Source organism: Undibacterium sp. JH2W, assembly GCF_049340425.1.
GTDB lineage: Bacteria > Pseudomonadota > Gammaproteobacteria > Burkholderiales > Burkholderiaceae_D > Undibacterium.
This window is the reverse complement of record NZ_JBMPOT010000004.1, coordinates 281366-307991: the sequence shown is the minus strand read 5'-3', so window position 1 is coordinate 307991 and position 26626 is coordinate 281366. Positions and strand designations below refer to the sequence as shown.

The window sequence follows — 26626 nt, the reverse complement described above, 5'->3', positions numbered from 1 at the left end:
ATACATTTTTGTAAAAATTGACTTAAGAGAATAATAATTTACAGTATCTTGCAATAGCTCCTATGCTTTAGCCGATAATTAAAGCTGAAAGTCACAATTCAAGGAAAACGAATGGTGGTAACTGCTCAAGTCGCAAATGCTTCCAAAGAGAGTCTCGATCACAGGCTGCAATTTTTCAAGAATCTCCAGACACTGACAAACAAAATACATGGTGCAGATGCTTTGGACCAGATCATGCTGGATGTATCACCTGACATCTGCAATCTGTTCGAATGTGATCGGCTGACCATCTATGTCGTCGCCCAGGACAAAATCACCCTGATATCCAAAATCAAAACCGGGCTCAACTCTTTCAAAGATTTGCGTTTATCGATTTCTGACCAAAGCATCGCCGGTCATGTTGCCCTGACCAAGAGCATGATCAGCTTGCGCGATGTCTACGATGATGAAGAGCTGCGCTCACACTCTCCCACCCTGAAGTTCCAGCGCGCCGTCGATCAGCGCACCGGTTACCGCACCAAGCAGATGCTGGTCGCCCCGATCATTGATGCGCAAAGCAAAGACTTGCTGGGCGTCGTGCAATTCATCAATCATCGCTCGGGAGAAGCATTTACCGCCATTGCCGCGGAGGGTGTGCAAGCACTGTGCGAAACCCTGGCTGTTGCATTTTCACAAAAAAGCAAGACTCTGCCTACCAATACACCACGCACCAAATTTGATTTCCTGGTGTCGGAAGCCATACTCTCGGCCCCTGAACTGGAACTGGCGGTCAGGTCGGCACGTCGCAATCTGCAAGATCTGGAAGATGTACTGATAGATGAATTCCAGGTCTCGCGCAAGATCCTGGGACAAGCCTTGTCCAAGTATTTCAACGTACCCTATGAAGAATACAAGGCTGACCGCATTATCCCGATTGACCTGGTCAAAAAACTCAAGCGCCAGTATGTGGAACAAAATTCCTGGCTACCCATCACGGAGGACCAGAATGGTCTGACGGTATTAGCCATAGACCCAGAACATACCAATACCACCCATGTGGTGAATCATGTATTTGCCACTTCCAAGATACATTACCGCGTCACCACCAAGAAAGAATTCCGCCAAACCATAGACCAGTTCTTTGGTAGTGCCAGCGACAGTGGCTCAGTAGATGAGCTTTTGTCCGGCATGGAAGACGAAGATGATGAGCATGCTGGCCAGGCCGTGGTGGAAGTCTCAGCCGCAGTCGAAAATGAACTGGTCAAACTCATCAATAAAATCATTATCGACGCCTATCAGCAGGGTGCCTCCGACATCCATATAGAACCGCGGCCAGGCAAGGAAAAGACCCTGATACGCTTTCGCAAGGATGGTTCGCTGTCACCATATATAGAGATACCGGCCAGTTATCGCAGTGCTTTGCTGGCGCGTATCAAGATCATGTGCGACCTCGATATCTCGGAACGCCGCAAGCCCCAGGATGGCAAGATCAAGTTCAAGAAATACGGCCCCCTGGACATAGAATTACGGGTCGCCACCATCCCCTCCTCTGGCGGTATGGAAGACGTGGTCATGCGCATACTGGCAGCGGGCGAACCTATTCCCCTGGAGAAGCTGGGCATATTGCCTTACAACCTGGAACGCCTGAAACAGGTGGTCAGCAAACCCTATGGCTTGTTTTTTGTCTGCGGCCCTACCGGTTCCGGCAAGACCACGACCTTGCACTCGGTGCTCAGTCATCTGAACACGCCAGAGACCAAGATCTGGACAGCCGAAGACCCGGTAGAAATCACCCAGAAAGGTTTGCGCCAGGTACAGGTCAACCGCAAGGCAGGCATGGACTTTGCCACTGTCATGCGAGCTTTTTTACGGGCTGACCCTGACATCATCATGGTCGGTGAAATGCGCGACAAGGAAACCGTTTCCATAGGCCTGGAAGCTTCACTGACCGGTCACCTGGTATTTGCCACCCTGCACACCAATAGCGCACCAGAATCCATAGTCCGCTTGCTCGACATGGGCATGGACCCTTTCAATTTTGCCGATGCCTTGCTGGGCATACTGGCGCAGCGCCTGACCAAGCGCCTGTGTGGAAAATGCAAGCTGCTCTACCATCCGGAAAAAGAAGAAATGATGGCTTTGCTGGATGAATATTGCCAGGAATTGCTGAACACCGATGCCTTTGTCAAAAACCCTCTGGAAGCCAAGAAAAAAGTATTCACTACCTGGCAAAGCCAGTACGCCGACAAGACCGGAAAATTCACTTTCTACAAGGCCGTAGGCTGTGAGCAATGCTCAAATGGCTATAAGGGCCGGGTGGGTCTGCATGAACTGATGGTAGCGAACGACATGGTCAAGAAACTCATACAAGACCATGCCCGTGTCTCCGAATTGCTGACTGCAGCCCTGGCCGATGGCATGCTGACCCTGAAGATGGATGGCATAGAAAAAGTCATGTCGGGGATTACAGACATGAAGCAGGTGCGCATCGTCTGCATCAAATAGATTTTTGCAAATTCAGCTAAAATCTCTGCCTGAACTTTACAAACTTTCCAGTGAAAGCTGGAAAGTTGTCTACATTTGAAAAGGCTAGCATGAAATACCTGCACACCATGGTGCGCGTCACCGACCTTGAGGCTTCCCTGCGCTTTTATCGCGATGCACTGGGGCTGGAGCTGGTACACCAGAAAGAATATCCCAAAGGCCGCTTTACCCTGGTTTACCTGGCTGCGCCTGGCGATCATGATGCCCAGGTTGAGCTGACTTATAACTGGGATGCGGAAGAATATACCGGCGGCCGCAATTTTGGTCACCTGGCGTACCGCGTCGATGATATCTACCAGCTATGCCAGCGCCTGATGGATCACGGCGTCACCATCAATCGTCCGCCACGTGATGGCCATATGGCCTTTGTACGTTCCCCGGATAATATCTCGGTAGAGTTACTACAGGCAGGTGAGCCACTGGCACCAGTCGAACCCTGGGCTTCCATGCCTAATATTGGTAGCTGGTAATTAGTAGGGTGCCCGTAAAAAACGCAGACCCTGGTCTGCGTTTTTTCTATTGATGATAATCTGGACGACGACTTTCCTTGTTCATCGCACGTATCAGGATAATAACGGCAATAAAAAAAACTATGCCTATAAAAGTGAAAATGCCAGTCCACATAAAGAAATCCAAGCGCGAATAAATGATGTTTCTTTATATCAAGCTTAAATATATTAAGTCAATGCCAAAACTATTGTTTTGACTTTCCTTATCAATTGGCAAATAAATCCAAACTCTTGACCTCCCTGTCAGACATGGCCATGCCTGCGGAAATAAGCAATCAAGCCACTGGTCGAAGTATCCAGATGGGCATCATAATCCTGGTTGCCCAGGATGGCTGGCAAGAGACGGTTTGCCAATTGCTTGCCCAGCTCCACCCCCCATTGATCAAAGGAATTAATACCCCAGATCACACCCTGGACAAAGACCTTGTGCTCATACAAAGCCAGCAGCATGCCTAACTGGAAAGGGTCCAGGCTGGGCATGAGTATGGTGGTCGATGGCTGGTTACCGGCAAACACCTTGTGCGGCAAAAGCTTGGCGATATGGGCATCGCTGAGCCCAGCCTGTGACAACTCATCACGTGCCTGCGCCTCGGTCTTGCCAAAGGCCAGGGCTGCGCTCTGGGCCAGGCAATTTGCCAGCAGGGGAGCCTGGTGGCCCGGCAAGGGATAATCGCTGGAAGCTGCTACCACGAAGTCGCAAGGAATCAGCCATCCGCCCTGGTGCAAAAGCTGGAAGAAAGCATGCTGGCCATTCACACCTATCTCCCCCCAGACGATGGGGTTGGCGCGGCAAGTCAGGGCTTCACCATCACGGCCTACGGTCTTGCCGTTCGACTCCATTTCCAGCTGCTGCAAAAAGGCAGGCAGATGGCGTATCGATTCGTTATACGGCAAGATGGCCGTGGTTTCAGCACCGAGGAAATTGGTATTCCAGATCGAGATCAGGGCCAGCAGGACTGGCAGGTTCTTTTCCAGCGGTGCCTGGCAAAAATGCTTGTCCATGGTTTCTGCACCTGCCAGCAGGCGTTCAAAACCATTCATGCCTATCGCCAGGGCAACTGATAAACCCACTGCCGACCATAGCGAATAGCGCCCGCCTACCCAATCCCAGATTTCCAGGATATTGGCATCAGGTATGCCAAATTCATGCGCCTTGGCCGGACTGGATGTCACTGCAATGAAATGCTTGCTGACTGCCCATTCTTCCATCGCTGCTGCCATCAACCAGGTGCGGGCAGTCTGGGCATTGATGCTGGTTTCCTGTGTGGTAAAAGTTTTGGAAGCGACGATGAACAGGGTAGTGCGCGGATCGAGTTTTTCCAGCAAAGGTGCCAGATGGGCACTGTCAAGATTCGAGACATAGTAAAAAGCCAGGCCGGGATGCTGGAAGGCAGACAAGGCACGCGTGGCCAGCTTGGGGCCCAGGTCTGAGCCACCTATGCCTATATTCACCACAGTCTGTATCGCATCGCCCTTGAAGCCACGCCACAAGCCACTGCGCACCCGTTCGACGATGTCGCGCATTTGCTTGCGCACTGCCCTGACCTTGGGCATGACATCTTCGGCCTCATTGGGGAAAGGGGTGAAATCGGTGTGTCGTAAAGCCGTATGCAGGACGGCGCGGTCTTCACTGATATTGATTTTTTCGCCCGCGAACATGCGGTCACGCCAGCCCTCTACTTTGGACAAGCGGGCCAGAGCCATCAGGCTGTCCAAGGTAGGCTGGTCTATGCGCTGCTTGGAATAATCCACCAGCAAGCCATCAAGTTCCACAGAAAAATGCCTGAACCTGTCAGTGTCGGCAGCAAACAATTCGCGCAGATGCTGATGCTCCAGCCTTTGTTGATGTGCCAGCAGTGCTTGCCATTCGGGGGTGTGGGTAATATTCATATTATTCCTGAAATGTATGCCTCAGATTATAGGTCAGGCAATTATGCATGTAGCCAGCTTATTTATTGCTAAAATAAACATTAATTAACTTATTCAGATTTTTGCAGACAAAAACACAAACTGGAATTATCGTAAACAGAATTAATAGCAGAAATTAATGCATCTCTGATGAGCAGGGGAAACAGATGATCATGTTAGACAGACAGGACATAGGCATCTTTATCGTTGATGATAACGATATCAGCCGATCCATGCTACGTCACATCTTGCATAGCGAGGCATTCAATGTCATCGGAGAGGCGTCAAGCGGTGTAGCGGCAATGGACTGGCTGGAAAAAACCATCCCTGAAGTTGTTTGCCTGGATGTCATGATGCCGGATATCAGTGGCCTGGAAATTCTCGAGCACATCAAGAAAATTTCACCCGACACTGTGGTGCTGATGGTCACCGGCAGCAATAATAAGGAAACCGTGGTCAAGGCCATCAAGGCGGGGGCAAATGGCTTCATCGTCAAACCCTTCAACCCCGCGACCCTGCTGCAATCCATGCATTATTCCGTCAACAAATCCCACAAGCAATTGAAGACCCTGATAGATCGCAGGAAGGCCTGGCGTAATAGCGGATTGTTGTAAGAACCCGCTTACGATCTTAAGCTCATGCATCATTGGAGTTCATGCGGGGCTCATGTGCTGCTCAAAATGCTCATATACTGAAGTACATTCCGCTTTTTGCGCTGCGTTTTTATTACTCTGACCCCGTTGACGCCCGCTCGCTACAGATCGAAAACAGGTTCCAAACGGCTTCAGACCTGGCGTGCACTCAGCAGGTTGGCCATGGCAACATAGGCTTCCAGCGCGATAGTCTCCGGGCGCAGTTGTGGGTCAACGCCACAGGCCAGCAAGTCAGCTTCTGTCAGCAAACCGGCGACGCAATTGCGCACTACTTTGCGCCTTTGAGAAAAAGCCTTGGTGACCACTTCTTCAAGTTTTTTGATATCGCAAGGCAAGGCACCCGGCTTGGGTATCATGCGCACGATGGCTGACTCTACCCTTGGTGGCGGATCGAATGCCTCGGGCGGGACGATGAACATCAATTCCATGTGGTAGCGTACTTGCAGCATGACAGACAGGCGGCCATAAGTTTTGCTGCCCGGTTCGGCAACCATGCGTTCTACCACTTCTTTTTGCAGCATGAAATGCTGATCTTCCACCAGCGGTGCGATCTCGGCCAGGTGGAACAGCAAGGGGCTGGAGATGTTATACGGCAGATTACCCACCACACGCAGCTTCTGCCCTTCCGGCACAGGAATGGAAGCAAAATCAAATTGCAGGGCATCACCCTCGTGAATGATGAGCTTCTCTGGCGAGAAATTTTTCTTCAGTCTGGCGACCAGATCCCTATCCAGTTCGACTACATGCAATTGCGTCAATCCATCCAGCAACTGGCGTGTCATGGCAGCCAGGCCAGGACCAATTTCGACCATGGTTTGTCCAGGACGCGGGTTGATGACGCGCGTGATATTGCTCAAGACCAGTTCATCGGTCAGGAAATTCTGGCCAAAGCGTTTGCGAGGGATATGTTTCATAGTGTTCTTACTTATTTTCTTGCTTGTTTTTACTTATTTTCTTGCTTATTGACCATGCTGGCTGCAACACGCATTGCCACCAGCATACTGCTGACATCGGCATGACCGGTGCCCTTGGCAGCCAGGTCCAGGGCAGTACCATGATCGACCGAGGTGCGTATCAGCGGCAGACCCAGGGTGATATTCACGCCCAGCCCAAAACTCGCATGTTTGAGTACTGGCAGGCCCTGATCGTGGTACATGGCCAGGATACAGTCGGCCTGCTCCAGGTATTTTTGCTGGAACAGGGTATCAGCAGGATAAGGTCCACTGACCTGCATGCCAGCCGCCTGGGCTTTTTTAATAACGGGCGTAATGACTTCAATTTCTTCCATGCCCAGATAACCGTTTTCACCGGCATGCGGGTTCAGTCCAGCTACCAGGATGCGTGGGTTTTCTATACCAAATTTGCTGCGTAAATCTGCATGGATGATTTCCAGGGTCTTCCACAGGTCATCAAATTGTATGGCTTCAGCAACTTTGCGGAGTGGCAAATGGGTAGTCGCCAGTGCCACCCGCAAGGCTTGCGGCAAGTGATCATTGGCTTCACTGGCCAGCATCATGACGACGCGGCCAGTATAGGTTTTCTCGGCGAAATATTCAGTATGACCACTAAAAGCAACGCCCGCATCATTGATGGTGCTTTTTTGCAGCGGTGCCGTCACTACGGCCTGACACCATTTGCGCTGCACGCTTTCTATCGCTACATCCAGGGTCTGCAAAACGGCCCGGCCATTTCGCGGGTCCAGCTGACCAGCGATGACAAAGGCACTCAAGGGGCAATCGATGATGGTCAGGCGTTCATTGCCAGACGCAGGCAAGCCCTGATGGCGCAAGGCTTGCAGGGATACGCCCATCATGCTGATGGCGGGGTCCAGCTCGGCGGCCAGCATGGACAAATAGGCAGTGTCGCCTATCAGCACTGACCTGACTTCATGTCTTAACTGCCAGGCAGCCCGTATTGCAATTTCAGGCCCTATGCCGGCCGGTTCGCCTACGGTTACCGCGATAACCGGCAAACTGGGCTGTGGCATTATTTGTCTTCCAAACGGTAATCGACGTAGGCACGATCACGGATTTCACGCAGCCAGTCTTGCAGTGCTTCATCGGATTTGCGGTCACGCACTGCCTGGCGGGCAGCCATGCGTTGCCTGTCTTTCGACAATTCATCCGATTTGCGCTCAGTCACCTGGATGATATGAACGCCAAACTGGGTAGTAATGGGTTCACTGATCTGATTGATCGCCAGTTTGTCCATGGCTTGCTCAAACTCAGGCACAGTGTCACCTGGATACAACCAGCCCAGATCACCGCCCTTGGCTGCAGAGCCATCAGATGAATGCGTCTTGGCCAGTTCTTCGAAAGTCGCTTCCTTGGCTTCTATCTTGCGTTTGAATTCTTTGAGCTTTTGGCCAGCTTCGGCTGCGGTCACGATCTGGCTGACCTTGATCAGGATATGGCGGGCATGGCTTTGTTGCACAGCCGCTGCGGCCTTGCTGTCATTGGCAGCACGTTTGCCATTGACTTTGACGATATGAAAACCATTCGGGCTGCGGACGATCTCAGAAATCTCGCCGACCTTGACCTTGCTGATTGCATCGACAAACAATTGTGGCAAACGGTCTTGCTCGCGCCAGCCTATGTCGCCACCTTTCAAAGCCTCGGAACTATCCGAATAAGTCACGGCTGTCTTGGCAAAGTCCGCACCCGAGCGCAGCTTTTGCAAGACTTCTTCAGCACGCTGACGGCGTGCCGCGATTTGTTCAGCAGATGCCTTTTCAGGAATGCTGATCAGAATATGAGCCAGATTCAGTTCCTGTTTGGCGACTTTATTGTTCGCATCTGCAGCCAGGTAATTATCGATCTCGGTTTCAGATACTTGTATCTTGCTATCGACTTCACGCTCACGTATGCGCTGCTTGAGGATGTCATCGCGAATTTCTTCGCGGAATTTTGCGTAGGATGTACCTTCACGCTCGATCTGGTTACGGAATTCCGGCAAAGACATCTTGTTTTGCTCAGCCAGACGCAGCATGGTGCGGTCCAGCATGACATCATCGACACGCATGCCATTTTCTTTGGCAACTTGCATTTGCGCACGATCGACGATCATGCGTTCCAGCAATTGCTTTTGCAAAGCAGCGCGGTCTGGCAAGGGAGTGCCCTGTCTTTTTAAATTCGTTTCTACGGCCAGGATTTGTTCATTCAATTCCTGACGGGTAATGACTTCATCATTCACCACCACAACGATACTATTCACCAGTTGCGCCTTGCTTTGCGTTTTAGGCGGGGCAACAGGGCTAAGTTTGACTTGTGACGAGGCTGTCGTGCTGATGAGCAAACCAGCAGAAACTGCCAGTGCAGTGAATAAGCTGGAAAGTAAGTTACTTTGTTTCATTTGCAATAAATGTCGCATATCGGTCCAAAATCCTGTTAAGCCATTCCCGTTATAGAGCTACAAAGCGGGCAAAAGTTGCAATATACACGTTCGCTCCCGTTTCACAAACAACGGGTTAGTGCATACTTATTGTTAATACAGCAAATTATTCATTTCTGACTAATGTTTAGAACCTGTTTACGATCTGTAGCGAGCGTCAGCGGGGGTGAAGAGCAGCACATGAGCACCGATCACGCACGTGATTCAGATCGTCAGCAGGTTCTTAGCGATCATTAGCAGACTGGTAACCTGTAATATTCTTCTTCAAGGCATCAAGTGGATTGGCGCCAAAGCCCAGCCTCGCCAAACCATTCAACTCCAGTTGTATCGAAAAGCCGGATGTATTGTTAACGCTGGTGGTAGCAAAACGCTGTGCCAGGAAACGCAAAGACCAGCAATCTGCTTTGTATTCAAAACCCAGCAAACCATCCACCAGTTTTTTATCCATCATGGAATAATTACTACGGCCTACTGCATACCAGCGGTCTGCCAGGGGCCATTGAGTAGAGACATCCACTTGTTCAAGGCTATTGCGCTGGTAACGATATTCCAGGTTCAAGATCTTTTTCGGTGAAGGCTGCCAGTGTATGCCATAGTTGGCACGTACCGATTGCCTGTCTGTCTGGCTCAATTGCAAGGCCATTTCACCCGTCAATGTTGTTGATATTTTGCCTATGGCGGCCAGCAACAAATCTGAACGGCTAGGACTGACAGTATTATCCAGTGTGACTTTTTGGGTATTGAAATAGAAACGCTGGCCGATAGCCAGTTTCAGGCTTTCATCACCATTACCTTCAATGAAGCGAGAAATCAGGGCAGCCGTGATCTGATTGGAATCGCCTATCCTGTCCTGACCGGTAAAGCGGTTTTCACTGAAAATCTGGGCAAAATTAAAATCGGCGACCGCACTATCAAAATTCGGCATGCTCGACTGATCGCGGTAAGGCGTATTCACATAGAACAGGCGCGGTTCCAGCGTCTGTGTCAATTCCTTGTCGAACATATTGGTCTTGCGTTCAAATACCAGACCACTATCGACGGAGAAAGTGGGCACTACGCGATGGAAGTCTGCCTCTTTGCCAGGATCAGGATTAACCAGGTGATAACTGGTAGCATGCAGGGATATCTTGGGAATGACAAAAACACCGGCCTGTACCAGTGGCAAGGAAATCTGCGGATTGATCACTGTACGGTCACCACGCACCTGGGTAGGATGCCAGAATCGTGTCAATATGGTATCGAGCGACCAGTCCAGCCCTGCCACATCATGCTGTTCTGCATGCAATTGCAATTGCGGCAAACGGTCATAGGGGCGGTCAATATGAGAAACCGGATCTTGCAAAACCTGGTAATTCGAGGTCCTCAGACCTACATTCCAGAAGGAACCAAAATACGTCAGATTGGCTTCGCGCAGCAAAAGGCGCTGGGCTGTCTTGGTAATAGTGCGTGAAAAATCTGCCGGATAATCATCATCCGAGGCTGAATTGATATTCCAGGATAAAACCAGTTGCGGCAACAGTTGCTGCTGATGAATAGAAGCCACCGCATAGCGGTTGGTATTGGTGACCCTGTCATTGAGCAAACCTTCGACACTGGTTTCACCAGAATAAGTCTCACCCAGGTAACGCCCTTCCAGGCCCAATTGTAAACCACGTCTGGCAATCAGCTTGGGATAGACCGTCAAATCACGATTGGGGGCAATATTAAAATAATAAGGCACCATGATTTCCGGGCCACCTTTGGATGAAGCACCCAAGGTCGGTGGCAAAATGCCGGAATGGCGGGCACCGGACAAGGGGAAAGTCAGTGAAGGTGTTGCCAGTATAGGCACGCCCTTGAAATAAATCACAGACTTGCCAGCCGTACCACGGTCAAGACCGGTATCGAGATTGAGTGTGTCGGATTCCAGATACCAATCCGGGTTCAGGCCCTCGCAAGTACTATAGGTGCCGCGCGTGATGAGTGAACGTTCTTCATCCTGGAAATCGATACGCGCCGCATGACCCTGAGCATTATTGCGCAAGAGTTTATAGACGGGATTAGTGACAAAACCAGAATTCGAATCCAGCTTCATGCGCACGCTATCGCCTATGTAGCAATCGCCATAGCGCTGCATGTTGACCCTGCCAATAGCCTCGATCTCGTCGTCGAGGTTGCGGTAGGTAGCTTCATCAGCATTGATCTTGGTGCCGCCCTTGATGACTTCGACGTCATGCTCGAACTTGATATAGCGTTCCGGGCTGCCTATAAAACTGCCCGAGCGTATGGTGACAGGCGCATTCTTGTCATCCTGCTTTTGCTTTTCGCTAAGCTTGTCGAGTCGCTTTTGATCTTGCAGCAGCTCTTTGGCTGACATTTCATCAGGCCGTTTTTGCGGCTGTATTTTTACCTGCCCATCCTCAGGCTTGTCCGAGGGTATGCTCTGGGCCATTGCCTGAGAAAAATAGGCAGGCACCAAAACCGACACCAGAATCGCCGGGATAGTAGGAAACAACAGCGGTGAGTGAGATAATACGGGTTTCCTGCGCATGAATTCAGTGGTCAATAAGCGTTTTGCCAACAATGCTGGACGATGTCATACAGACAATATGCCAGAAATCAGTCGCCTATTATAGGTTAAATGCTGGCAAAACCACTTGAAGTATGCAGACAAACTAACTTCTATTAAATTTTATACATGTCTTCTACAGCAATCCCTGCAAATTCTGCTACTCCTGCGCCCATCGCACCAGACCGGGAACAGCGCAAACTCGCCCTGCAAACCTGGCTTGCCGACCTGAATGGACACAGCCTGAAACTAGCCAGTATCCGCACTGCCTCGGCCGATGCCAGCTTCCGTCAATATTACAGAATTGACACAGAAAATGGTGGCAGCCTGATCGCCGTCGATGCGCCACCCGCGACGGAGAATAGCGCTGCCTTTATTAAAATGGCAAATTTATTAAAGAGTATCAACCTGACAGTACCTGAAGTACTGGCACACGATCTGGAACAGGGTTTCATGCTGGTGACGGACATGGGCACCAATACCTATGGACATATCCTCAATAGCGACAATGCCCACAAGCTGTATCTGGATGCCATCGACAGCCTGATCCTGTTACAGGCGCAAAGCCAGGCCGAGGTCTTGCCGGAATATGACAGGGCTTTCTTGCTGCGCGAACTGAATATCTTCAAGGAATGGTATATAGGCAAACACCTGGGTGTGAACCTGACAGAAGCCCAGGAAGCCACGCTCAACAAGGTATTTGATCATTTGCTGGCAAGCGCCCTGGCACAACCACAAGTGTATGTGCACCGCGACTACCACTCCCGCAATCTGATGTGGATGGACAAGGGCAACCCTGGCATTCTCGATTTTCAGGATGCGGTGTATGGTCCTATCACTTACGATCTGGTGTCGCTGTTGCGCGACGCCTATGTGCAGTGGGATGAAGAAATCGTACTCGACTGGGCCATACGTTATTGGGAAAAAGCCAGGCGTGCCGGTTTGCCAGTGGCACCGGACATCGACAGCTTCTACCGCGATTTTGAATGGATGGGCTTGCAGCGTCATTTGAAAATCCTCGGCCTGTTTGCCCGTCTGTGGCACAGGGATGGCAAGGATAAATTTTTGGGCGATATCCCTACCGTCATGGAATATGTGCGCAAGACTTCCCATCGCTACAAGGAACTGATCCCACTGTTGCGCTTGCTCGATGAGCTGCAAGACAATGCGCCGCAAGTTGGCTATACCTTCTAAGGCGGGGCAATAAAAATCATGAAAGCCATGTTACTTGCCGCCGGGCGCGGCGAACGTATGCGCCCATTGACCGATACCTGCCCCAAGCCTTTGCTGAAAGTGCGCGGCAGGCCGCTAATCGTCTGGCATATCCTGAACCTGGTGAAAGCCGGGATCACCGAGATGGTCATCAATCATGCCCATCTGGGCCATATGATAGAAGATGTCATTGGCGACGGTTCGCGCTTTGGCGCAAAAATACAATACTCAGCCGAAGAGCAAGCACTGGAAACCGCAGGCGGCATTGCCAAGGTTCTGCATTTGCTCGGTGATGATCCCTTTATCGTGGTGTCTGGCGACATCTATATCCCTCACTTCAATTTTGCAGAATGCTTGAATACCCTGGAAGAAAATGATCCCTGGGGCAATCCACATCCGGCAGACAAACGTGATATCGCCTGGCTGTATATGGTGAAGAACCCCGGTTTCCACCCGACTGGCGACTTTGCCCTGACACTCATGGGATTGGCGAATGAAGGCACGCCTAGACTTACTTTTGGCAATATAGGCGTCTATCGCCCTGAAATGTTTGCCTCGATACGCCCTGGCGACCATGCCAAACTCGGCCCCCTGCTGCGTGAATACGTAGATGCAGGCCGCATAGGCGGTGAGCTATACCGTGGTGACTGGCATAATCTGGGCACGCCAGACCAGCTTGAAGCGCTGAATGCGCCCCTGAATTTCAAAGGATAAACATGAGTGTGAACACGACTGCCAAATTTGCTGCCTATACGGCGCGCCGCCAGCAACTGATGGCGCAGATACAGGCGCAAGGTGGTGGTGTGGCTGTCATACCAACAGCGCGCGAATGGATACGCAATAGCGATAATTACTTCCCTTTCCGCCACGATAGTCATTTTTATTATTTGTCTGGTTTTACTGAGCCTGAAGCTGTGATCGTGCTGATCGCCACTGCCGACACGCAACAATCGATTTTATTTTGCCGCGAAAAAGATCCCGAGCATGAAATCTGGGATGGCTTTCGCTATGGGCCTGAAGCTGCAGCCAAAGAATTTGCTTTCGATGCTGCTTATCCCATTATCAGTCTGGCAGAAAAATTACCTGCCCTGCTCAGTGATGCGCACCAACTGTTTTACAGTGCCGCACAAGAACCCCATATAGACAGCCAGGTGCAGCAAAGCCTGCAAGCGGTGCGCGACAAGAGCCGCAGCGGTATCAAGTCCCCCTCCATTACGGTGGACGTACGTGAGCTGATAGATGAAATGCGCCTGTTCAAGGATGCAACAGAAATCGCCTTGATGCAGCGTGCAGCCAGCATTTCTGCTGCTGCCCATGCGCGCGCCATGCGTAGCACCCTGCCAGGCAAGTTCGAGTATGAACTGGAAGCCGAGCTGCTGTATGAATTCCGCCGCAATGGCGCTCAGGCACCTGCTTATGGGTCCATCGTCGCCACTGGTGCCAATGCCTGCATCCTGCATTATCAAAGCAATCAGGCGCAGATCAAGGATGGTGACCTGGTCCTGATCGATGCTGGCTGTGAATTTGATAGCTATGCATCTGATATTACCCGTACCTTCCCGGCGAATGGCAAGTTCAGTCCCGCGCAAAGACGTTTGTATGAAATCGTACTGGCATCGCAGCAGGCAGCACTGGAATGTGCACGCCCAGGTTCTGTCTATATGGATGGCCACAACGCAGCAGTACGTGTGCTGACTCAGGGTATGCTTGATTGTGGCTTGCTGGATAAAAACAAGGTCGGCAGTCTTGATGATGCGATTGCCAGCGCCGCCTTCCGCCATTTCTATATGCATGGTACTGGCCACTGGCTGGGACTGGATGTACATGATGTTGGCGACTATCGCGAGGCACTGAAAACTGGCGATACCAGGGCTTACCGCCAGTTGCAAGCCGGCATGGTCATCACTATAGAACCCGGCATCTATGTGCGTCCTGCCGAAGGCGTACCGCAAGAATACTGGAACATAGGCATACGCATAGAAGACGATATCCTGATTACGGCTGATGGCCATCTCAACCTGAGCCGCGACACACCAAAAACCGTAGCAGAGATAGAAGCAGAAATGGCCAAGCCCCAAGGCTAAAAAGATGACTCACACTATCAATGATGTCGATATCGCCATTTGTGGCGCAGGCCCGGTAGGGCAAGCGCTGGCTTTGTTGTTGCAACAACAGGGTTACCCAACTAAGCGCATTGCACTTTACGATGCCAAGACCGCTGAGCAGGCAGCACAGGATGCCCGCTCTATTGCTATTTCCTATGGCAGCAGGCAAATCTTGCAGGCAGCTGGTGCCTGGCCCGTCAAGGCAACTGCCATCCAGGAAATCCATGTTTCACGTCGTGGCCATTTTGGCCGCAGCCTGATGCGGGCAGCTGACTATGCAGTGCCTGACCTGGGTTATGTAGCCCGTTATGGCGACATCATACGACCACTGCAGGCAGCCATCAGTAACAGTGGCATACGTATACAGCGACCACTGAGCGTGACCGCTCTGGAAGAAGCTACTGACCATGTGCGCCTGACACTGAGCCATGCAGACACAGGGGAAATCAGTCATGTCAGCGCCGGCATCGTCATACAGGCGGAAGGCGGCACTTTTGGCGATCAGGAGCAACGCAGTCAGCGCCATGATTACCAGCAAACTGCCATCATCGCCCATGTAAATAGCGACGCCCAGATAGCCGGGCGCGCCTTTGAACGCTTCACTGAACAAGGCCCGCTGGCCTTGTTGCCGCAGGAAGATGGCTATGCCCTGGTCTGGTGTGTGCGTCCTGAGCAGGCAGAGCATTTGCTGGCACTGGATGAGCAGCAATTCAGACTGGCCCTGCAAACTGCCTTTGGCCATCGTCTCGGCAACTTCATCAAGACCTCGGCGCGCATATCTTACCCCCTGGGCCTGAATGCACAGGCACATGCCACTGCCCGCACTGTGGCGATTGGCAATGCAGCGCAAACCCTGCACCCAGTCGCAGGACAAGGTCTGAACCTGGGTTTGCGTGACAGCCTGGTATTGGCACGTGCACTGACGAGGCACTCGCATGACGCTGCCAGTTATGACACTGCGGCCGCCTTGCAAGCCTATCTGGCTGAACGCCAGGCCGACAGAAAACTGACCATACGCATCACCGACAGCATGGCACGTGTATTTGCCAGCAGCCCCGATGGTTCATTCAGCCAGGCATTGCTGGGCCTGGGCCTGAGTGCACTGGATATGGTCAAGCCAGCAAAACGCATGCTGGCAGAACAGATGATGTTTGGCTGGCGCTGAAGCCACTCCGCTAGTCATACAATGTCCCTATGGCCAGCGGCTTGCTGGTCGCTATGATGTGCCCCAGCACTGGCCAGTCAGAAAACTTGTAGACAGCCACCCTGTACTTGCCCATGGAGTCATCTTCAAATGGTGAACCTTCACTGACTGGCAAGTCACGTGCCAGTTGTGCGGCATCCTTGAAATTGATGGCGATCTTGCTATCACTCCTGTTGTTACTGAGTGCATAGACAAATTTGATGCCAGCACATTTCTTGCCTATCAGCCGGATGCGATAACCCGATTCACGCTGGGCGCTGAGCAATTGTTCGCAGGCTGAGCGCATCTCTGCAACATCGTAAATGCCGTCTTCGCGCTCCCTGATGGAATAGCGCCCGCTAAAGTAAAACTGTCCTTGCGGGCGATTCAGGCGCAAGACTGCATCTTCATCATAAGCCTGTTTCAATATGGGCAGACTGGCACGCCCCAGGGCATCGACAGCAATCTCCAGCCTGGTTTTTTCTCCTACTAATTGAAGCTGCAAACCAGCCATCGATGCATCCCTGGCATTTGGCAATGGGCGTAGTTGCATATGTGCCTGTATCAGGGGCCTGGTCCGTGTATAAGTCGCGAAGAAGCTAAAAGCCTTGTAGGCATGGCGATAACTGCCCCACTCTGCCCTCTCTACATTACGCAAGGCCGCAATTTCAACCTTTTGAAGTTCATTGTCATTTTCAGCCATCGTCAAGCGAGGCAAGAAAACCAGGAGTAGCAACAGAGATTGCTTCATGTATGAGAAACCGGAATAGCACTGAGGCAGAGCACACATTGTAGAGCATCACCATTCGAACTACCCGCGCATGAAGGAGAATTTTTGAACCATGACTTCTGGCACTCCTCCTAGTCTGATGCTTAGCGTAAAATTGCGCCGGATTGCCCATAGCCCTGAATAGATACGCAACTGCCATCAAAATTGTCACTGAAACCGTCACTGCAACTTTCACTACTCCAGGCTCTCATTGAGAAATCTCATCCACCATATCCGTCGCAATCGCTACATCTTTGCAGGGATAGCCTTAAGCCTTTTCATTACAGGGCTGGAAAGCTTGCTATTGTGGCTGCGTGGTCCTCAAGTCGATGATATGCGCAGCCTGCTCGGTCAGTCAGTGATCTGGGTAGCCAGGCAACTCACCAAGCCACCCAGTCTGACCAGTGCAGGATCAGATAGAAGCGACCTGATTTATCATCTGTTCTTTTACAGCTATACACTGCTGAGCCTGGGGTTTTCAGTCTTGCTATGGCTGGTTTGCAGAGGTGTCAATCTGCTACTGACAGAGCAGCGAACCAAGTCCAGAGATGCTGTACTACTGCTATTACAGTTGGTCATCGCATGTAGCGTCAACTCCGCTTTTTTATATATAGTCGCTGCCGAGCTGGCTTGCATTTACCCATTGAGGAAGAGCTTGCCGTGGCTGCTGGCTCAAATGCTGCTGCATGCTGGCATAGCTATCTGGTCTGCCTCTGCCATCATCAGCGCAGATGAAAATATGAAGATCTTCCTGCTGTATCAGGGTGCTGAGTTAGTCTTGCAAATCATGGTGTTTGCTGCCTGCCATGTGGGCATACTGGAGCGACGTGGCCGTTTGCAACTGGCCAAAGCCAATGCAGAATTGCTGGCAACCCAATCCCTGCTGACAGAAACCGTGCGTGTCTCTGAACGCATGCGTATAGCCCGTGACTTACATGACATCGTCGGCCATCACCTGACTGCGCTGAAGCTGCATCTGAACCTGGCTCTGCGGCAAACGGAAGAAGCAAGGCTGGAGTCCTTGAACTTGTCTTCAGAATTGGCGGGTAGTTTACTGGCAGAAGTCAGGGACATCGTAGGCAAGGAAAGGCGCGAACAAGACATAGATTTGCGCCATGCGCTGGAAAGCTTGTGCGCCGGTATTCCACAGCCAGAAATACAGCTCAGCTTTACAGGGGCAATCAAACTGCACACGCCTGCCAGCGCCCATACTTTATTTTGCTGCATACAAGAAGCCATCAGCAATACCATGCGTCATTCGCTGGCCACCCAGATGCGCATAGATCTCACGTCTACCGAAAGTGGAAAAGCAATACAAGTCCTGATGCATGACAACGGCCAAGGCTGCCAGCAATTAAAAGAAGGCAATGGCTTGCAAGGTATGCATGAAAGAATTGCAGAACTTGGCGGCAGCTTACTCGCCATGAATCATCATGAAGCTGGCTTCATGTTAAAGATCAATATACCCAATGAAAGGACACTGGCATGATCAAAGTGATCCTGGTCGACGACCAGATGCTGGTGCGTAGCGGCATACGTGGCCTGCTTAATCTGACGGATGACATCCGTGTCGTCGCAGAAGCTGCCAATGGGGAAGAAGCGATTGCCATCATCCGCCAAACCCAGGCCGATGTGCTTTTGCTGGATGTACGCATGCCAGTATGCACAGGCATAGAATTATTACAAACCCAGACAGACTTGCCCCCCACCATACTGTTGACGACTTTCGACGATGACGATGTCTTGTTTGCCGGTATGCGGGCTGGTGCCAGGGGATTTTTACTCAAGGATATTTCGCCTGAAAGACTGGCCGAGGGCATACGTCGTATTGCGACGGGTGCCACCCTGTTCCGCCCCGCCTTGACAGAACGCACTCGCGCCTCCTACGAAAACCCGGGTACGGCCAAAGCCAGTGAAGACAAGCGCCTGCGTGACAGCCTCACAGAGCGTGAAATCGAAACCCTGGCCTTGATGGCAGCGGGTTTGAATAATCATGAAATTGCCACAGCACTGGGACTGGGAGAAGGCACCATCAAAAATCATGTGTCCAGCATCTTGTCCAAATTAGCTGTGCGCGACCGCATGCGTGCCGCCTTGCGTGGCATAGAACTGGGCTGTATTTGATTGATATCTGAGATCATGCCCAAGAAAAAATACTTACTACTGTTTTGCAGCAGCTTTTGCCCCATGCTGCATGCGCAAACACCCGACATGATGCCGGAAGGCTCTACCGACATAGATCTGGGTGTGGCGGCACTGATTGCCCCCAGCTATGAAGGAAGTGACAAGCAAAAATTTTACCTGCTGCCCTTCGCTTCGGTCGTCTGGAGCAATGGCGTTTTTCTCGCACCCGGAGAAATCGGACTGCGCCTGCCCTCACCGCAACATCTGCAATATGGCCCACTGCTAAGCTATGAATTGCAGTCAAATAGAACAGATCGCAATGCCTCGTCATCACTGGTATTTACGCCAGGTGCTTACTTCAATTATCGTCTTGACCATCAGCTTGGTTTTCGCTCACGCCTGGATTATGGTGCAGCTAGCCTGCACCAGGGTATACGCCTGCATCTGGCAAGCTGGTTCAGCATGCCTTTGGCACCACACCAGAGCCTGTCAGCAGAGTTGGGCCTGACGCTGGCGAATCAGCGCTATATGCAATCCTATTTTGGCATCAGCCCTGAACAAACAATGAACAGCGGCTTACCCGCATATGCCGCCAGAGCAGGCATCAAGAACACCTATCTGCAAGTGGGCTGGAACATGGAATTGAGCCCTAAATATGATTTCTCCACACGTCTCAGCATCAATCGATTATGGGGCAGTGCTGCCAGCAGCCCTTTAACGACTAAAACGAATACGGTCAGCCTGATGAGCTCGCTGACTTACCACTATTGAGCTGTGGACACCCGGCTGCATCCCGGTTTCATTGCAAGAGGTGGCGCTGCCTGCAACGAAATCCTGGCCCCAACTTTAGCGATTAAAACCGGTAACGAATGCCAGCTGAAAATCCATCCATATTGAACTTCAAGTTTTTTTCTTTGGCAGTGCCAAAATGTTCCAGCTCCAGCGTCAGATCAAGATTCTTGGTGAGCTTATAAGCAGTTCCTAAAGCGGCATATAAATCTGCCTTGTCAGGGGAACTACTCAGTGCACGCAATCCGCCAGTTCCTGCAAAGCTGGTATTGGTATGGGTTGCACCCAGCTTGCCAAACAAGGACCAGTCCTCGCTCAACAACACGCTGCCCTTGACTGCGGCATACCAGGCATTCGCATGGCTGGTCAAGGTAGTACCTGATCCGGGTATAGGATCTATCGTGGTCCTGCCAAAATTCTTATAACCGAGCTCCACACCCAGATTCTGGTTAGCATCATATCCAACAAAAATCTTCATGGGTATAGCCTTGTCTTTACTCTTGAAATCATATTGCTTGCCAGCGTCAGTGAAATTAAGATTGCTGGAATAGCTACTGCTGACGGTGGCACCGACATAAACATCCTGAGCATGGCTGGCATTGCTCAAGGCAGCAGCAAAAACCAGGGATAAGCAGAAAATACGTTTCATTGTTGAATCCTCTAAGATGAAAAAAAGATTTTCGCCACGCTGGCGAAAATTTCTCTCACCAGGCATGATTGCAAAAACCAGGCTAGCTTAGGGGATGGACTTTGATATCAACAGTGCCAGAAGTCATGGTTGGACTGGCTGCTGTGAAATTTGAAATATTGATTTGCCGGGATTTTTTTGTATGTGGAGGGAGATGGAAAAATGACCAAGACAGTGCATCAAATAAATGATGTAGGAGCGGCTTGAGCCGCCAATGCCTTGCACAAACGGAAATAAGCGCTACGGCAAAACGATCGCGGCTAAAGCCGCTCCTACAAAATGAAGGGATTTGCCCAAATCCCTTATTTGAAAATGATGATGCTCACTTAAGCAAAGATGAGCTGTCGACTAATTCCTGATCTCCAAAGCACGGTTCAGGCTCAGTGCTGCTATTGAGCAGGCTGCTCCGGATAACAGGTAGAGACTGACATACTCCAGCCCGAAATGTGAAGACAGCCCGAGCGCTACCAGAGGGGCAAAACCGGCTCCGACCAGCCATGCCAGATCAGATGTCAGGGCAGCGCCAGTGTAACGGTATTGGGGAGCGAAATTAGAAGTCACAGCACCCGATGCCTGCCCATAGGACAAACCCAGGATGCCAAAGCCCAGCAGAATAAAGATATCCTGTCCCAGCTCACCGCCATCGAGCAAGGCGGGCACGAATCCACTCAGCACAGCAATCATCAGCGCCAGTATGAATAGCATTTTGCGACGGCCTATGCGGTCAGCAACCAGCCCTGAAATAATAATCCCCAGTACCATGAATACAGCGCCAAGCATCTGTATTTCCAGGAACTCGGTCAGAGACCGTTTGGAGTAAATCGTGATCCATGACAATGGGAACACCGTGACCAGATGGAACAGTGCATAACTCGCCAAAGCGGCCAGCGCACCGATGAGCAGGTTACGGCCTTGTGAACGGGTCATTTCAATAATACTGGTTGGTTCCAGTTCACGTTCATCCAGCAAATGCTTGTATTCATTAGTAGAAACCAGGCGCAAGCGGGCAAACAAGGCCACTACGTTGATCGCGAACGCGACATAGAAGGGGTAACGCCAGCCCCATTCCAGAAAGTCTTCAGTCGACAAATTGGCAAGCATATAGGCAAACAGGCCCGCCGCGATCATGAAACCTACTGGCGCGCCCAGTTGACCCAACATGGCATACCAGCCACGCTTGTTTTCCGGTGCATTCAAAGCCAGCAAGGACGGCAGACCATCCCAGGAACCGCCCAGCGCAAAGCCCTGTCCTATGCGCAACAAGGACAATAAGATAATGGAAGTGACACCCAGATGCGAATAGGTTGGCAGGAATGCAATGCCAGCGGTAGATACACCCAATAAAACCAGGGCGATGGTGAGTTTGGCTTCACGTCCCAGGTGTTTCTGGATTTCCATAAAGGCCACTGTGCCAAACGGACGTGCCAGAAAAGCAAAGGAAAAAATCACGAAGGCATACAGCGTACCCTCTAATCTTTGTTCAAATGGAAAGAAAACCTGGGGGAAAACCAGCACTGAAGCCAATGCATAGACAAAAAAGTCGAAATATTCCGAGGCCCGTCCTATGACGACGCCTATGGCGATTTCGCCGGGGGCAATTGAGGAATGATCGGAATGATTGTTTTTGATATTCCTGATTGCAGGATCTGCCATAGATCTGGAGGGCAGTTGATTTTCACTGGTGCTGATGCTAGCCATGATGGTCCCTCATATTGTCTCAAAAATTATAGTCTGGCTCCTGTGCGATCGTCATCGATGATGCTTATTTGAAAACTAGGACAAAACGTCCAATCGCCAAGGCCTTTTTGTAAGGGTACATTAGCACAAATTTCTATATTCATTGACCTATCTCAATATGATTCCCTTATTTGCTCGACGCGGATTTGCTGTTTTTTCTGCAATTTTGTTGGCGGGTTGCAACACGGTGGTAATGAATCCATCAGGCGATATCGCCTCCCAGCAAAGCCATTTGATCTGGGTATCTACCTTGCTCATGCTGCTGATCATCGTACCAGTGATCTTTCTGACCATACTGTTTGCCTGGCGTTACAGAAAAAACAACACCTCAGCAAAGTATGAACCAGACTGGGACCACTCCACTCAACTGGAGCTGGTGATCTGGGGTGCACCCTTGCTGATTATCATTGCTCTGGGCCTGATCACCTGGATCAGCACGCATACGCTGGACCCTTATCGCAAACTGTCACGCCTGGATGAAAACCGCCCTCTTCCTGCCGATGCGAAGGTCCTCAACGTCGAGGTTATAGCGCTGGACTGGAAATGGCTGTTCATCTATCCCGACCTTGGCATCGCCACGGTCAATGAGCTGGCAGCACCCGTCGATGTGCCTGTGCGCTTCAAGATTACGGCATCAAATGTCATGAATTCCTTCTTCATTCCTGCACTGGCTGGCCAGATCTATGCAATGCCAGGCATGCAGACGACGCTCAATGCCGTGATTAACAAGCCAGGTGAATTCGATGGCTTCTCTGCCAACTACAGTGGTGCCGGTTTCTCTGACATGCACTTTAAATTCCATGGCATGAGCACGCAGAATTTTGAACAATGGGTACAAGCTGCCAAAGCAAAAAACCAGACATTGGACCGCAAGACTTATCAGCAATTGGAAAAGCCCAGCCAGCGTGACCCGGTACGTCACTACGCCAGTGTCGATGCAGATTTATATCATGCCATCCTGAATCGTTGTGTAGCTGCTGGCGAAGTCTGTATGGACAAGATGATGATGAGCGATGCCAAGGCAAATGCCAGAGCCTATGCCGCATCTGAAGCAAAACGGGATTTCACCAATTTATTCACGCAACGCCTGGCACAAGACAACGCAGCACGCATAGCACGCTTGTCCGCCGCTCTGGACGCTGACATTTGCAAAACATCTCCAGAAGCATCTCCTCTTATCATCGGAAATAAATGATGCAAGACCATATCGATTTGACGAAGCTGATCTTCGGCCGTCTCTCATGGGAAGCGATTCCCTTTCATGAACCTATCCTGCTGGCGACCTTTGCCGCTGTCGCACTCGGTGGCATTGCGCTGCTTGGTGCACTGACGTATTTCCGTGTCTGGAGCACATTGTGGCGCGACTGGTTTACCAGTATCGATCACAAAAAGATAGGCATCATGTATGTGATTTTTGCCATAGTGATGTTGCTGCGCGGCTTTGCTGACGCCCTAATGATGCGACTGCAACAGGCATTGGCCTTTGGTGATGCAGCAGGTTTCTTGCCACCACATCACTATGACCAGATCTTTACCGCGCATGGCGTGATCATGATCTTTTTCGTGGCGATGCCGCTGGTGACTGGCTTGATGAACTACGTCGTACCTCTGCAAATCGGTGCACGCGACGTGGCTTTTCCTTTCCTGAATAATTTCAGCTTCTGGATGACTGCCTTTGGCGGCGGCCTGGTGATGGTCTCGCTGTTCGTGGGTGAATTTGCCCGTACTGGCTGGCTGGCATATCCACCGCTGTCTGGCATCATGTCCAGCCCGGATGTCGGGGTTGATTACTATATCTGGTCATTGCAGATCGCCGGTGTCGGTACCCTGCTATCGGGTATCAACCTGATCGCCACCATCATTAAAATGCGCGCGCCTGGCATGACGATGATGAAGATGCCAGTGTTTACCTGGACTGCACTGTGTACCAACGTACTCATCGTTGCGGCTTTCCCTGTCCTGACTGCGGTATTGGGCATGCTGTCACTCGATCGTATGTTTGGCACCAACTTCTTCACCAATGACCTGGGCGGCAACGCCATGATGTATGTGAACCTGATCTGGATCTGGGGTCATCCTGAAGTTTATATCCTGGTCTTGCCTGCGTTTGGTGTCTTCTCTGAAATCGTCTCGACTTTCTGTAGCAAGCGTTTGTTTGGCTACACCTCCATGGTATATGCAACCGTGGTGATCACGATTTTGTCTTACCTGGTATGGCTGCATCACTTCTTCACGATGGGGTCTGGCGCGAGTGTCAATTCCTTCTTCGGCATTACGACCATGATTATCTCCATCCCTACCGGAGCGAAGATATTCAACTGGCTGTTCACGATGTACCGTGGCCGTATCCGCTTTGAATTGCCGATGTTGTGGACCATAGGTTTCATGATCACTTTCGTCATCGGTGGTATGACAGGTGTCTTGCTGGCCGTGCCGCCTGCTGACTTCGTTTTGCATAACAGTTTGTTCCTGATTGCTCACTTCCATAACGTCATTATCGGTGGCGTGCTGTTCGGTATGTTCGCAGGTATCAACTACTGGTTCCCTAAAGCTTTTGGCTACAAGCTGGATGATTTCTGGGGCAAATGCTGCTTCTGGTTCTGGACCATAGGCTTCTATTTCGCTTTCATGCCTTTGTATGTTCTGGGCCTGATGGGTATCACAAGACGTTTGAGCCATTTTGAAGATCCATCCCTGCAGATCTGGTTCCAGATCGCGGCTTTCGGTGCCGTCCTGATTGCCCTGGGTATTGCTTCTTTCATCATCCAGTTATATGTCAGCTTCAAGCGCCGCGCATCCCTGCGTGACTTTACGGGTGACCCATGGGGTGGTCGTACGCTGGAATGGTCTACATCCTCGCCACCAGCGCCGTATAACTTTGCCTTTACACCCAAGGTGTATGACAACGATGCCTGGGCTGACATGAAGAGCAATCAATACGCCAGGCCAACGGATGGTTTTGTGCCTATACATATGCCCAAGAATACCGGTGCAGGCTTCATCATTGCCTTGCTGAGTGCGGCATGTGGCTTTGCCCTGATCTGGCAAATGTGGTTGCCAGCCATCCTCGGCTTTGTTGCCATGATGGCAGCCATCATCGTCCATACCTTTAATTACAAGCGCGATTACTACATCCCTGTTGCCGATGTGATCCGCACAGAAGATGAACGTACTCGCCTGCTAGGTGCCAGCCATGTCTAATACCGCAACTTTTCCCAACGAGGGCACGAACTTGAATACCAGTGCAGCTTCGCAGCCTGGCAAACTTGCCAGCAGCGATTTTTATGTCAAGGAACATCATCCGGAAAACGGCACCTTGCTCGGTTTCTGGCTCTACCTGATGAGCGACTGCCTGATCTTCGCCTGCCTGTTTGCCACCTATGCGGTACTGGGTCGCAACTATGCTGGTGGCCCTACAGGTGCAGAATTGTTTGACCTGCCGCTGGTTGCCATCAATACCTCCCTGCTGCTGTTATCTTCCATCACCTATGGCTTTGCCATGCTGGAAATGCAGCGCAAGCGCGTGAAAGCCACCTTGATCTGGCTGGCCATCACCGGCTTGCTGGGTGCCGGTTTTATCAGCCTGGAATTGTATGAATTTGCCCACCTGATACATGAAGGCGCGGGCCCACACCGCAGCGGCTTTTTGACCTCCTTCTTTGCGCTGGTTGGCACGCATGGTCTGCACGTGACTTTCGGTATTATCTGGCTGATTACCCTGATGTTCCAGATAGGCCGTCATGGCCTGACGCCTGAGAATGGCAGGCGACTGATGTGCCTGTCCATGTTCTGGCATTTCCTGGACGTGATCTGGATCGGTGTATTTACCTTTGTTTATTTGATGGGAGTCTTGCCATGAGCGCACACCAAGAACACATGGCGCATGGCCACCACGATGATCATCATGGCCACACACACGCCAATCATGGCAGCCTGAAAGACTATGCCACGGGATTTATCCTGGCTGTGATTTTGACCGCCATCCCCTTCTGGCTGGTGATGGACAAAGTCATGAACAAATCAAGTACCACAGGCATAGTCCTGCTGGTATTTGCAGCGATACAGATCGTCGTGCACATGGTGTATTTCCTGCACATGAACAGCAAATCAGAAGGTGGCTGGACCATGCTGGCCTTGCTGTTCACCGGCATGCTGGTATTTATCATGATGAGCGGATCATTGTGGGTGATGTATCACCTGAATCACAATATGATGCCTGGCATGATGCATGAGACGGAAACAAAGCCACAGTCCATCAATGCTGCGCCCATGTCTATGTCCAAGCCTGCCGCGCAATTGACGCCGGCAGCAACATCGGACGTAGTACCGGCAATAGCACCAGAGGTAGTACCAGCGTCCAGTCCCGCAGCGGACGCTAGCAAGCCCATGTCTTCCATGCAATGAATCAGCTGGAACCAGGAATGGCAAGCAAGGAGGCTGATCTGCCGTCAAACGCAGCTCAGCCTGAACACCCTTCTCGCCATTCCC

The 26626-nt window shown here is 51.2% G+C and carries 22 protein-coding genes; 14 read left to right on the top strand and 8 right to left on the bottom strand.

Annotation, left to right across the window (positions count from 1 at the left end):
* The first annotated feature begins 111 nt into the window (after nucleotides 1-111).
* Together ACO0LC_RS07785 and ACO0LC_RS07780 are read left to right on the top strand one after the other, a co-directional pair.
* Nucleotides 112-2484, top strand: coding sequence for an ATPase, T2SS/T4P/T4SS family (locus tag ACO0LC_RS07785; protein ID WP_423002069.1), 2373 nt, complete (start codon nucleotides 112-114; stop codon nucleotides 2482-2484).
* An 89-nt stretch (nucleotides 2485-2573) separates the two neighbouring features.
* Nucleotides 2574-2993, top strand: coding sequence for a VOC family protein (locus ACO0LC_RS07780; RefSeq protein WP_423002068.1), 420 nt, complete (start codon nucleotides 2574-2576; stop codon nucleotides 2991-2993).
* Between the two features lie 282 nt (nucleotides 2994-3275).
* Here the strand turns inward: ACO0LC_RS07780 and pgi are convergent, their stop codons facing one another.
* Nucleotides 3276-4922: a glucose-6-phosphate isomerase gene (pgi, locus tag ACO0LC_RS07775; protein ID WP_423002067.1), complete on the bottom strand. Its 1647-nt coding sequence runs from the start codon at nucleotides 4920-4922 to the stop codon at nucleotides 3276-3278.
* Between the two features lie 191 nt (nucleotides 4923-5113).
* Between pgi and ACO0LC_RS07770 the strand changes: the two genes are divergently transcribed.
* On the top strand, nucleotides 5114-5554 hold the full coding sequence (locus tag ACO0LC_RS07770) for a response regulator (protein ID WP_423002066.1): 441 nt from the start codon (nucleotides 5114-5116) through the stop codon (nucleotides 5552-5554).
* 170 nt (nucleotides 5555-5724) lie between these two features.
* Here the strand turns inward: ACO0LC_RS07770 and rsmA are convergent, their stop codons facing one another.
* From rsmA to ACO0LC_RS07750, 4 genes are all read right to left on the bottom strand, one after another.
* Nucleotides 5725-6507: a 16S rRNA (adenine(1518)-N(6)/adenine(1519)-N(6))-dimethyltransferase RsmA gene (gene rsmA, locus ACO0LC_RS07765; protein WP_423002065.1), complete on the bottom strand. Its 783-nt coding sequence runs from the start codon at nucleotides 6505-6507 to the stop codon at nucleotides 5725-5727.
* 29 nt (nucleotides 6508-6536) lie between these two features.
* Nucleotides 6537-7580, bottom strand: coding sequence for a 4-hydroxythreonine-4-phosphate dehydrogenase PdxA (pdxA, locus tag ACO0LC_RS07760; RefSeq protein ID WP_423002064.1), 1044 nt, complete (start codon nucleotides 7578-7580; stop codon nucleotides 6537-6539).
* Complete coding sequence (locus ACO0LC_RS07755) at nucleotides 7580-8944, bottom strand: peptidylprolyl isomerase (RefSeq protein WP_423002063.1); 1365 nt, start codon at nucleotides 8942-8944, stop codon at nucleotides 7580-7582. The genes pdxA and ACO0LC_RS07755 overlap by 1 nt, the downstream gene beginning before the upstream one ends.
* A gap of 262 nt (nucleotides 8945-9206) precedes the next feature.
* Nucleotides 9207-11513: an LPS-assembly protein LptD gene (locus ACO0LC_RS07750; RefSeq protein WP_423002062.1), complete on the bottom strand. Its 2307-nt coding sequence runs from the start codon at nucleotides 11511-11513 to the stop codon at nucleotides 9207-9209.
* A gap of 147 nt (nucleotides 11514-11660) precedes the next feature.
* Here ACO0LC_RS07750 and ACO0LC_RS07745 point away from each other — a divergent pair, with 147 nt between their 5' ends.
* From ACO0LC_RS07745 to ACO0LC_RS07730, 4 genes are read left to right on the top strand one after another with little or no spacing between them, the layout of a single operon-like run.
* A complete protein-coding gene (locus ACO0LC_RS07745) occupies nucleotides 11661-12725 on the top strand; it encodes an aminoglycoside phosphotransferase family protein (protein ID WP_423002061.1) in 1065 nt (354 codons plus the stop codon).
* Between the two features lie 18 nt (nucleotides 12726-12743).
* The gene (murU, locus tag ACO0LC_RS07740) at nucleotides 12744-13457 is read left to right on the top strand and encodes an N-acetylmuramate alpha-1-phosphate uridylyltransferase MurU (protein ID WP_423002060.1); all 714 of its coding nucleotides are present in this window, start codon (nucleotides 12744-12746) and stop codon (nucleotides 13455-13457) included.
* Nucleotides 13458-13459: 2 nt separating this feature from the next.
* Nucleotides 13460-14827: a Xaa-Pro aminopeptidase gene (pepP, locus tag ACO0LC_RS07735; RefSeq protein WP_423002059.1), complete on the top strand. Its 1368-nt coding sequence runs from the start codon at nucleotides 13460-13462 to the stop codon at nucleotides 14825-14827.
* A 4-nt stretch (nucleotides 14828-14831) separates the two neighbouring features.
* Nucleotides 14832-16013: an FAD-dependent monooxygenase gene (locus ACO0LC_RS07730; RefSeq protein ID WP_423002058.1), complete on the top strand. Its 1182-nt coding sequence runs from the start codon at nucleotides 14832-14834 to the stop codon at nucleotides 16011-16013.
* Nucleotides 16014-16023: 10 nt separating this feature from the next.
* On the opposite strand, the gene ACO0LC_RS07725 is transcribed toward ACO0LC_RS07730, so the two are convergent.
* Nucleotides 16024-16782, bottom strand: coding sequence for a hypothetical protein (locus ACO0LC_RS07725; RefSeq protein ID WP_423002057.1), 759 nt, complete (start codon nucleotides 16780-16782; stop codon nucleotides 16024-16026).
* 229 nt (nucleotides 16783-17011) lie between these two features.
* On the opposite strand from ACO0LC_RS07725, the gene ACO0LC_RS07720 reads away from it, so the two are divergent.
* Genes ACO0LC_RS07720 through ACO0LC_RS07710 form a run of 3 tightly spaced genes read left to right on the top strand, consistent with a single transcriptional unit; the run spans nucleotide 17012 to nucleotide 19695 of the window.
* Nucleotides 17012-18289: a sensor histidine kinase gene (locus ACO0LC_RS07720; RefSeq protein ID WP_423002056.1), complete on the top strand. Its 1278-nt coding sequence runs from the start codon at nucleotides 17012-17014 to the stop codon at nucleotides 18287-18289.
* Complete coding sequence (locus ACO0LC_RS07715) at nucleotides 18286-18924, top strand: response regulator (RefSeq protein ID WP_423002055.1); 639 nt, start codon at nucleotides 18286-18288, stop codon at nucleotides 18922-18924. The genes ACO0LC_RS07720 and ACO0LC_RS07715 overlap by 4 nt, the downstream gene beginning before the upstream one ends.
* 15 nt (nucleotides 18925-18939) lie before the next feature.
* A complete protein-coding gene (locus tag ACO0LC_RS07710) occupies nucleotides 18940-19695 on the top strand; it encodes a MipA/OmpV family protein (RefSeq protein WP_423002054.1) in 756 nt (251 codons plus the stop codon).
* Between the two features lie 82 nt (nucleotides 19696-19777).
* Here the strand turns inward: ACO0LC_RS07710 and ACO0LC_RS07705 are convergent, their stop codons facing one another.
* Nucleotides 19778-20362: an outer membrane beta-barrel protein gene (locus tag ACO0LC_RS07705; protein ID WP_423002053.1), complete on the bottom strand. Its 585-nt coding sequence runs from the start codon at nucleotides 20360-20362 to the stop codon at nucleotides 19778-19780.
* Nucleotides 20363-20749: 387 nt separating this feature from the next.
* On the bottom strand, nucleotides 20750-22054 hold the full coding sequence (locus ACO0LC_RS07700; protein ID WP_423002145.1) for an MFS transporter: 1305 nt from the start codon (nucleotides 22052-22054) through the stop codon (nucleotides 20750-20752).
* A 202-nt stretch (nucleotides 22055-22256) separates the two neighbouring features.
* Between ACO0LC_RS07700 and cyoA the strand changes: the two genes are divergently transcribed.
* Genes cyoA through cyoD form a run of 4 tightly spaced genes read left to right on the top strand, consistent with a single transcriptional unit; the run spans nucleotide 22257 to nucleotide 26542 of the window.
* A complete protein-coding gene (gene cyoA / locus ACO0LC_RS07695; protein ID WP_423002052.1) occupies nucleotides 22257-23333 on the top strand; it encodes a ubiquinol oxidase subunit II in 1077 nt (358 codons plus the stop codon).
* Nucleotides 23333-25339, top strand: a complete 2007-nt coding sequence (gene cyoB, locus ACO0LC_RS07690; protein ID WP_423002051.1) for a cytochrome o ubiquinol oxidase subunit I — start codon at nucleotides 23333-23335, stop codon at nucleotides 25337-25339. Before cyoA ends, cyoB begins: the two co-directional genes overlap by 1 nt.
* Nucleotides 25332-25997, top strand: a complete 666-nt coding sequence (gene cyoC, locus ACO0LC_RS07685; protein WP_423002050.1) for a cytochrome o ubiquinol oxidase subunit III — start codon at nucleotides 25332-25334, stop codon at nucleotides 25995-25997. The genes cyoB and cyoC overlap by 8 nt, the downstream gene beginning before the upstream one ends.
* Nucleotides 25994-26542, top strand: a complete 549-nt coding sequence (cyoD, locus tag ACO0LC_RS07680; RefSeq protein ID WP_423002049.1) for a cytochrome o ubiquinol oxidase subunit IV — start codon at nucleotides 25994-25996, stop codon at nucleotides 26540-26542. Before cyoC ends, cyoD begins: the two co-directional genes overlap by 4 nt.
* Nucleotides 26543-26626: the final 84 nt, after the last annotated feature.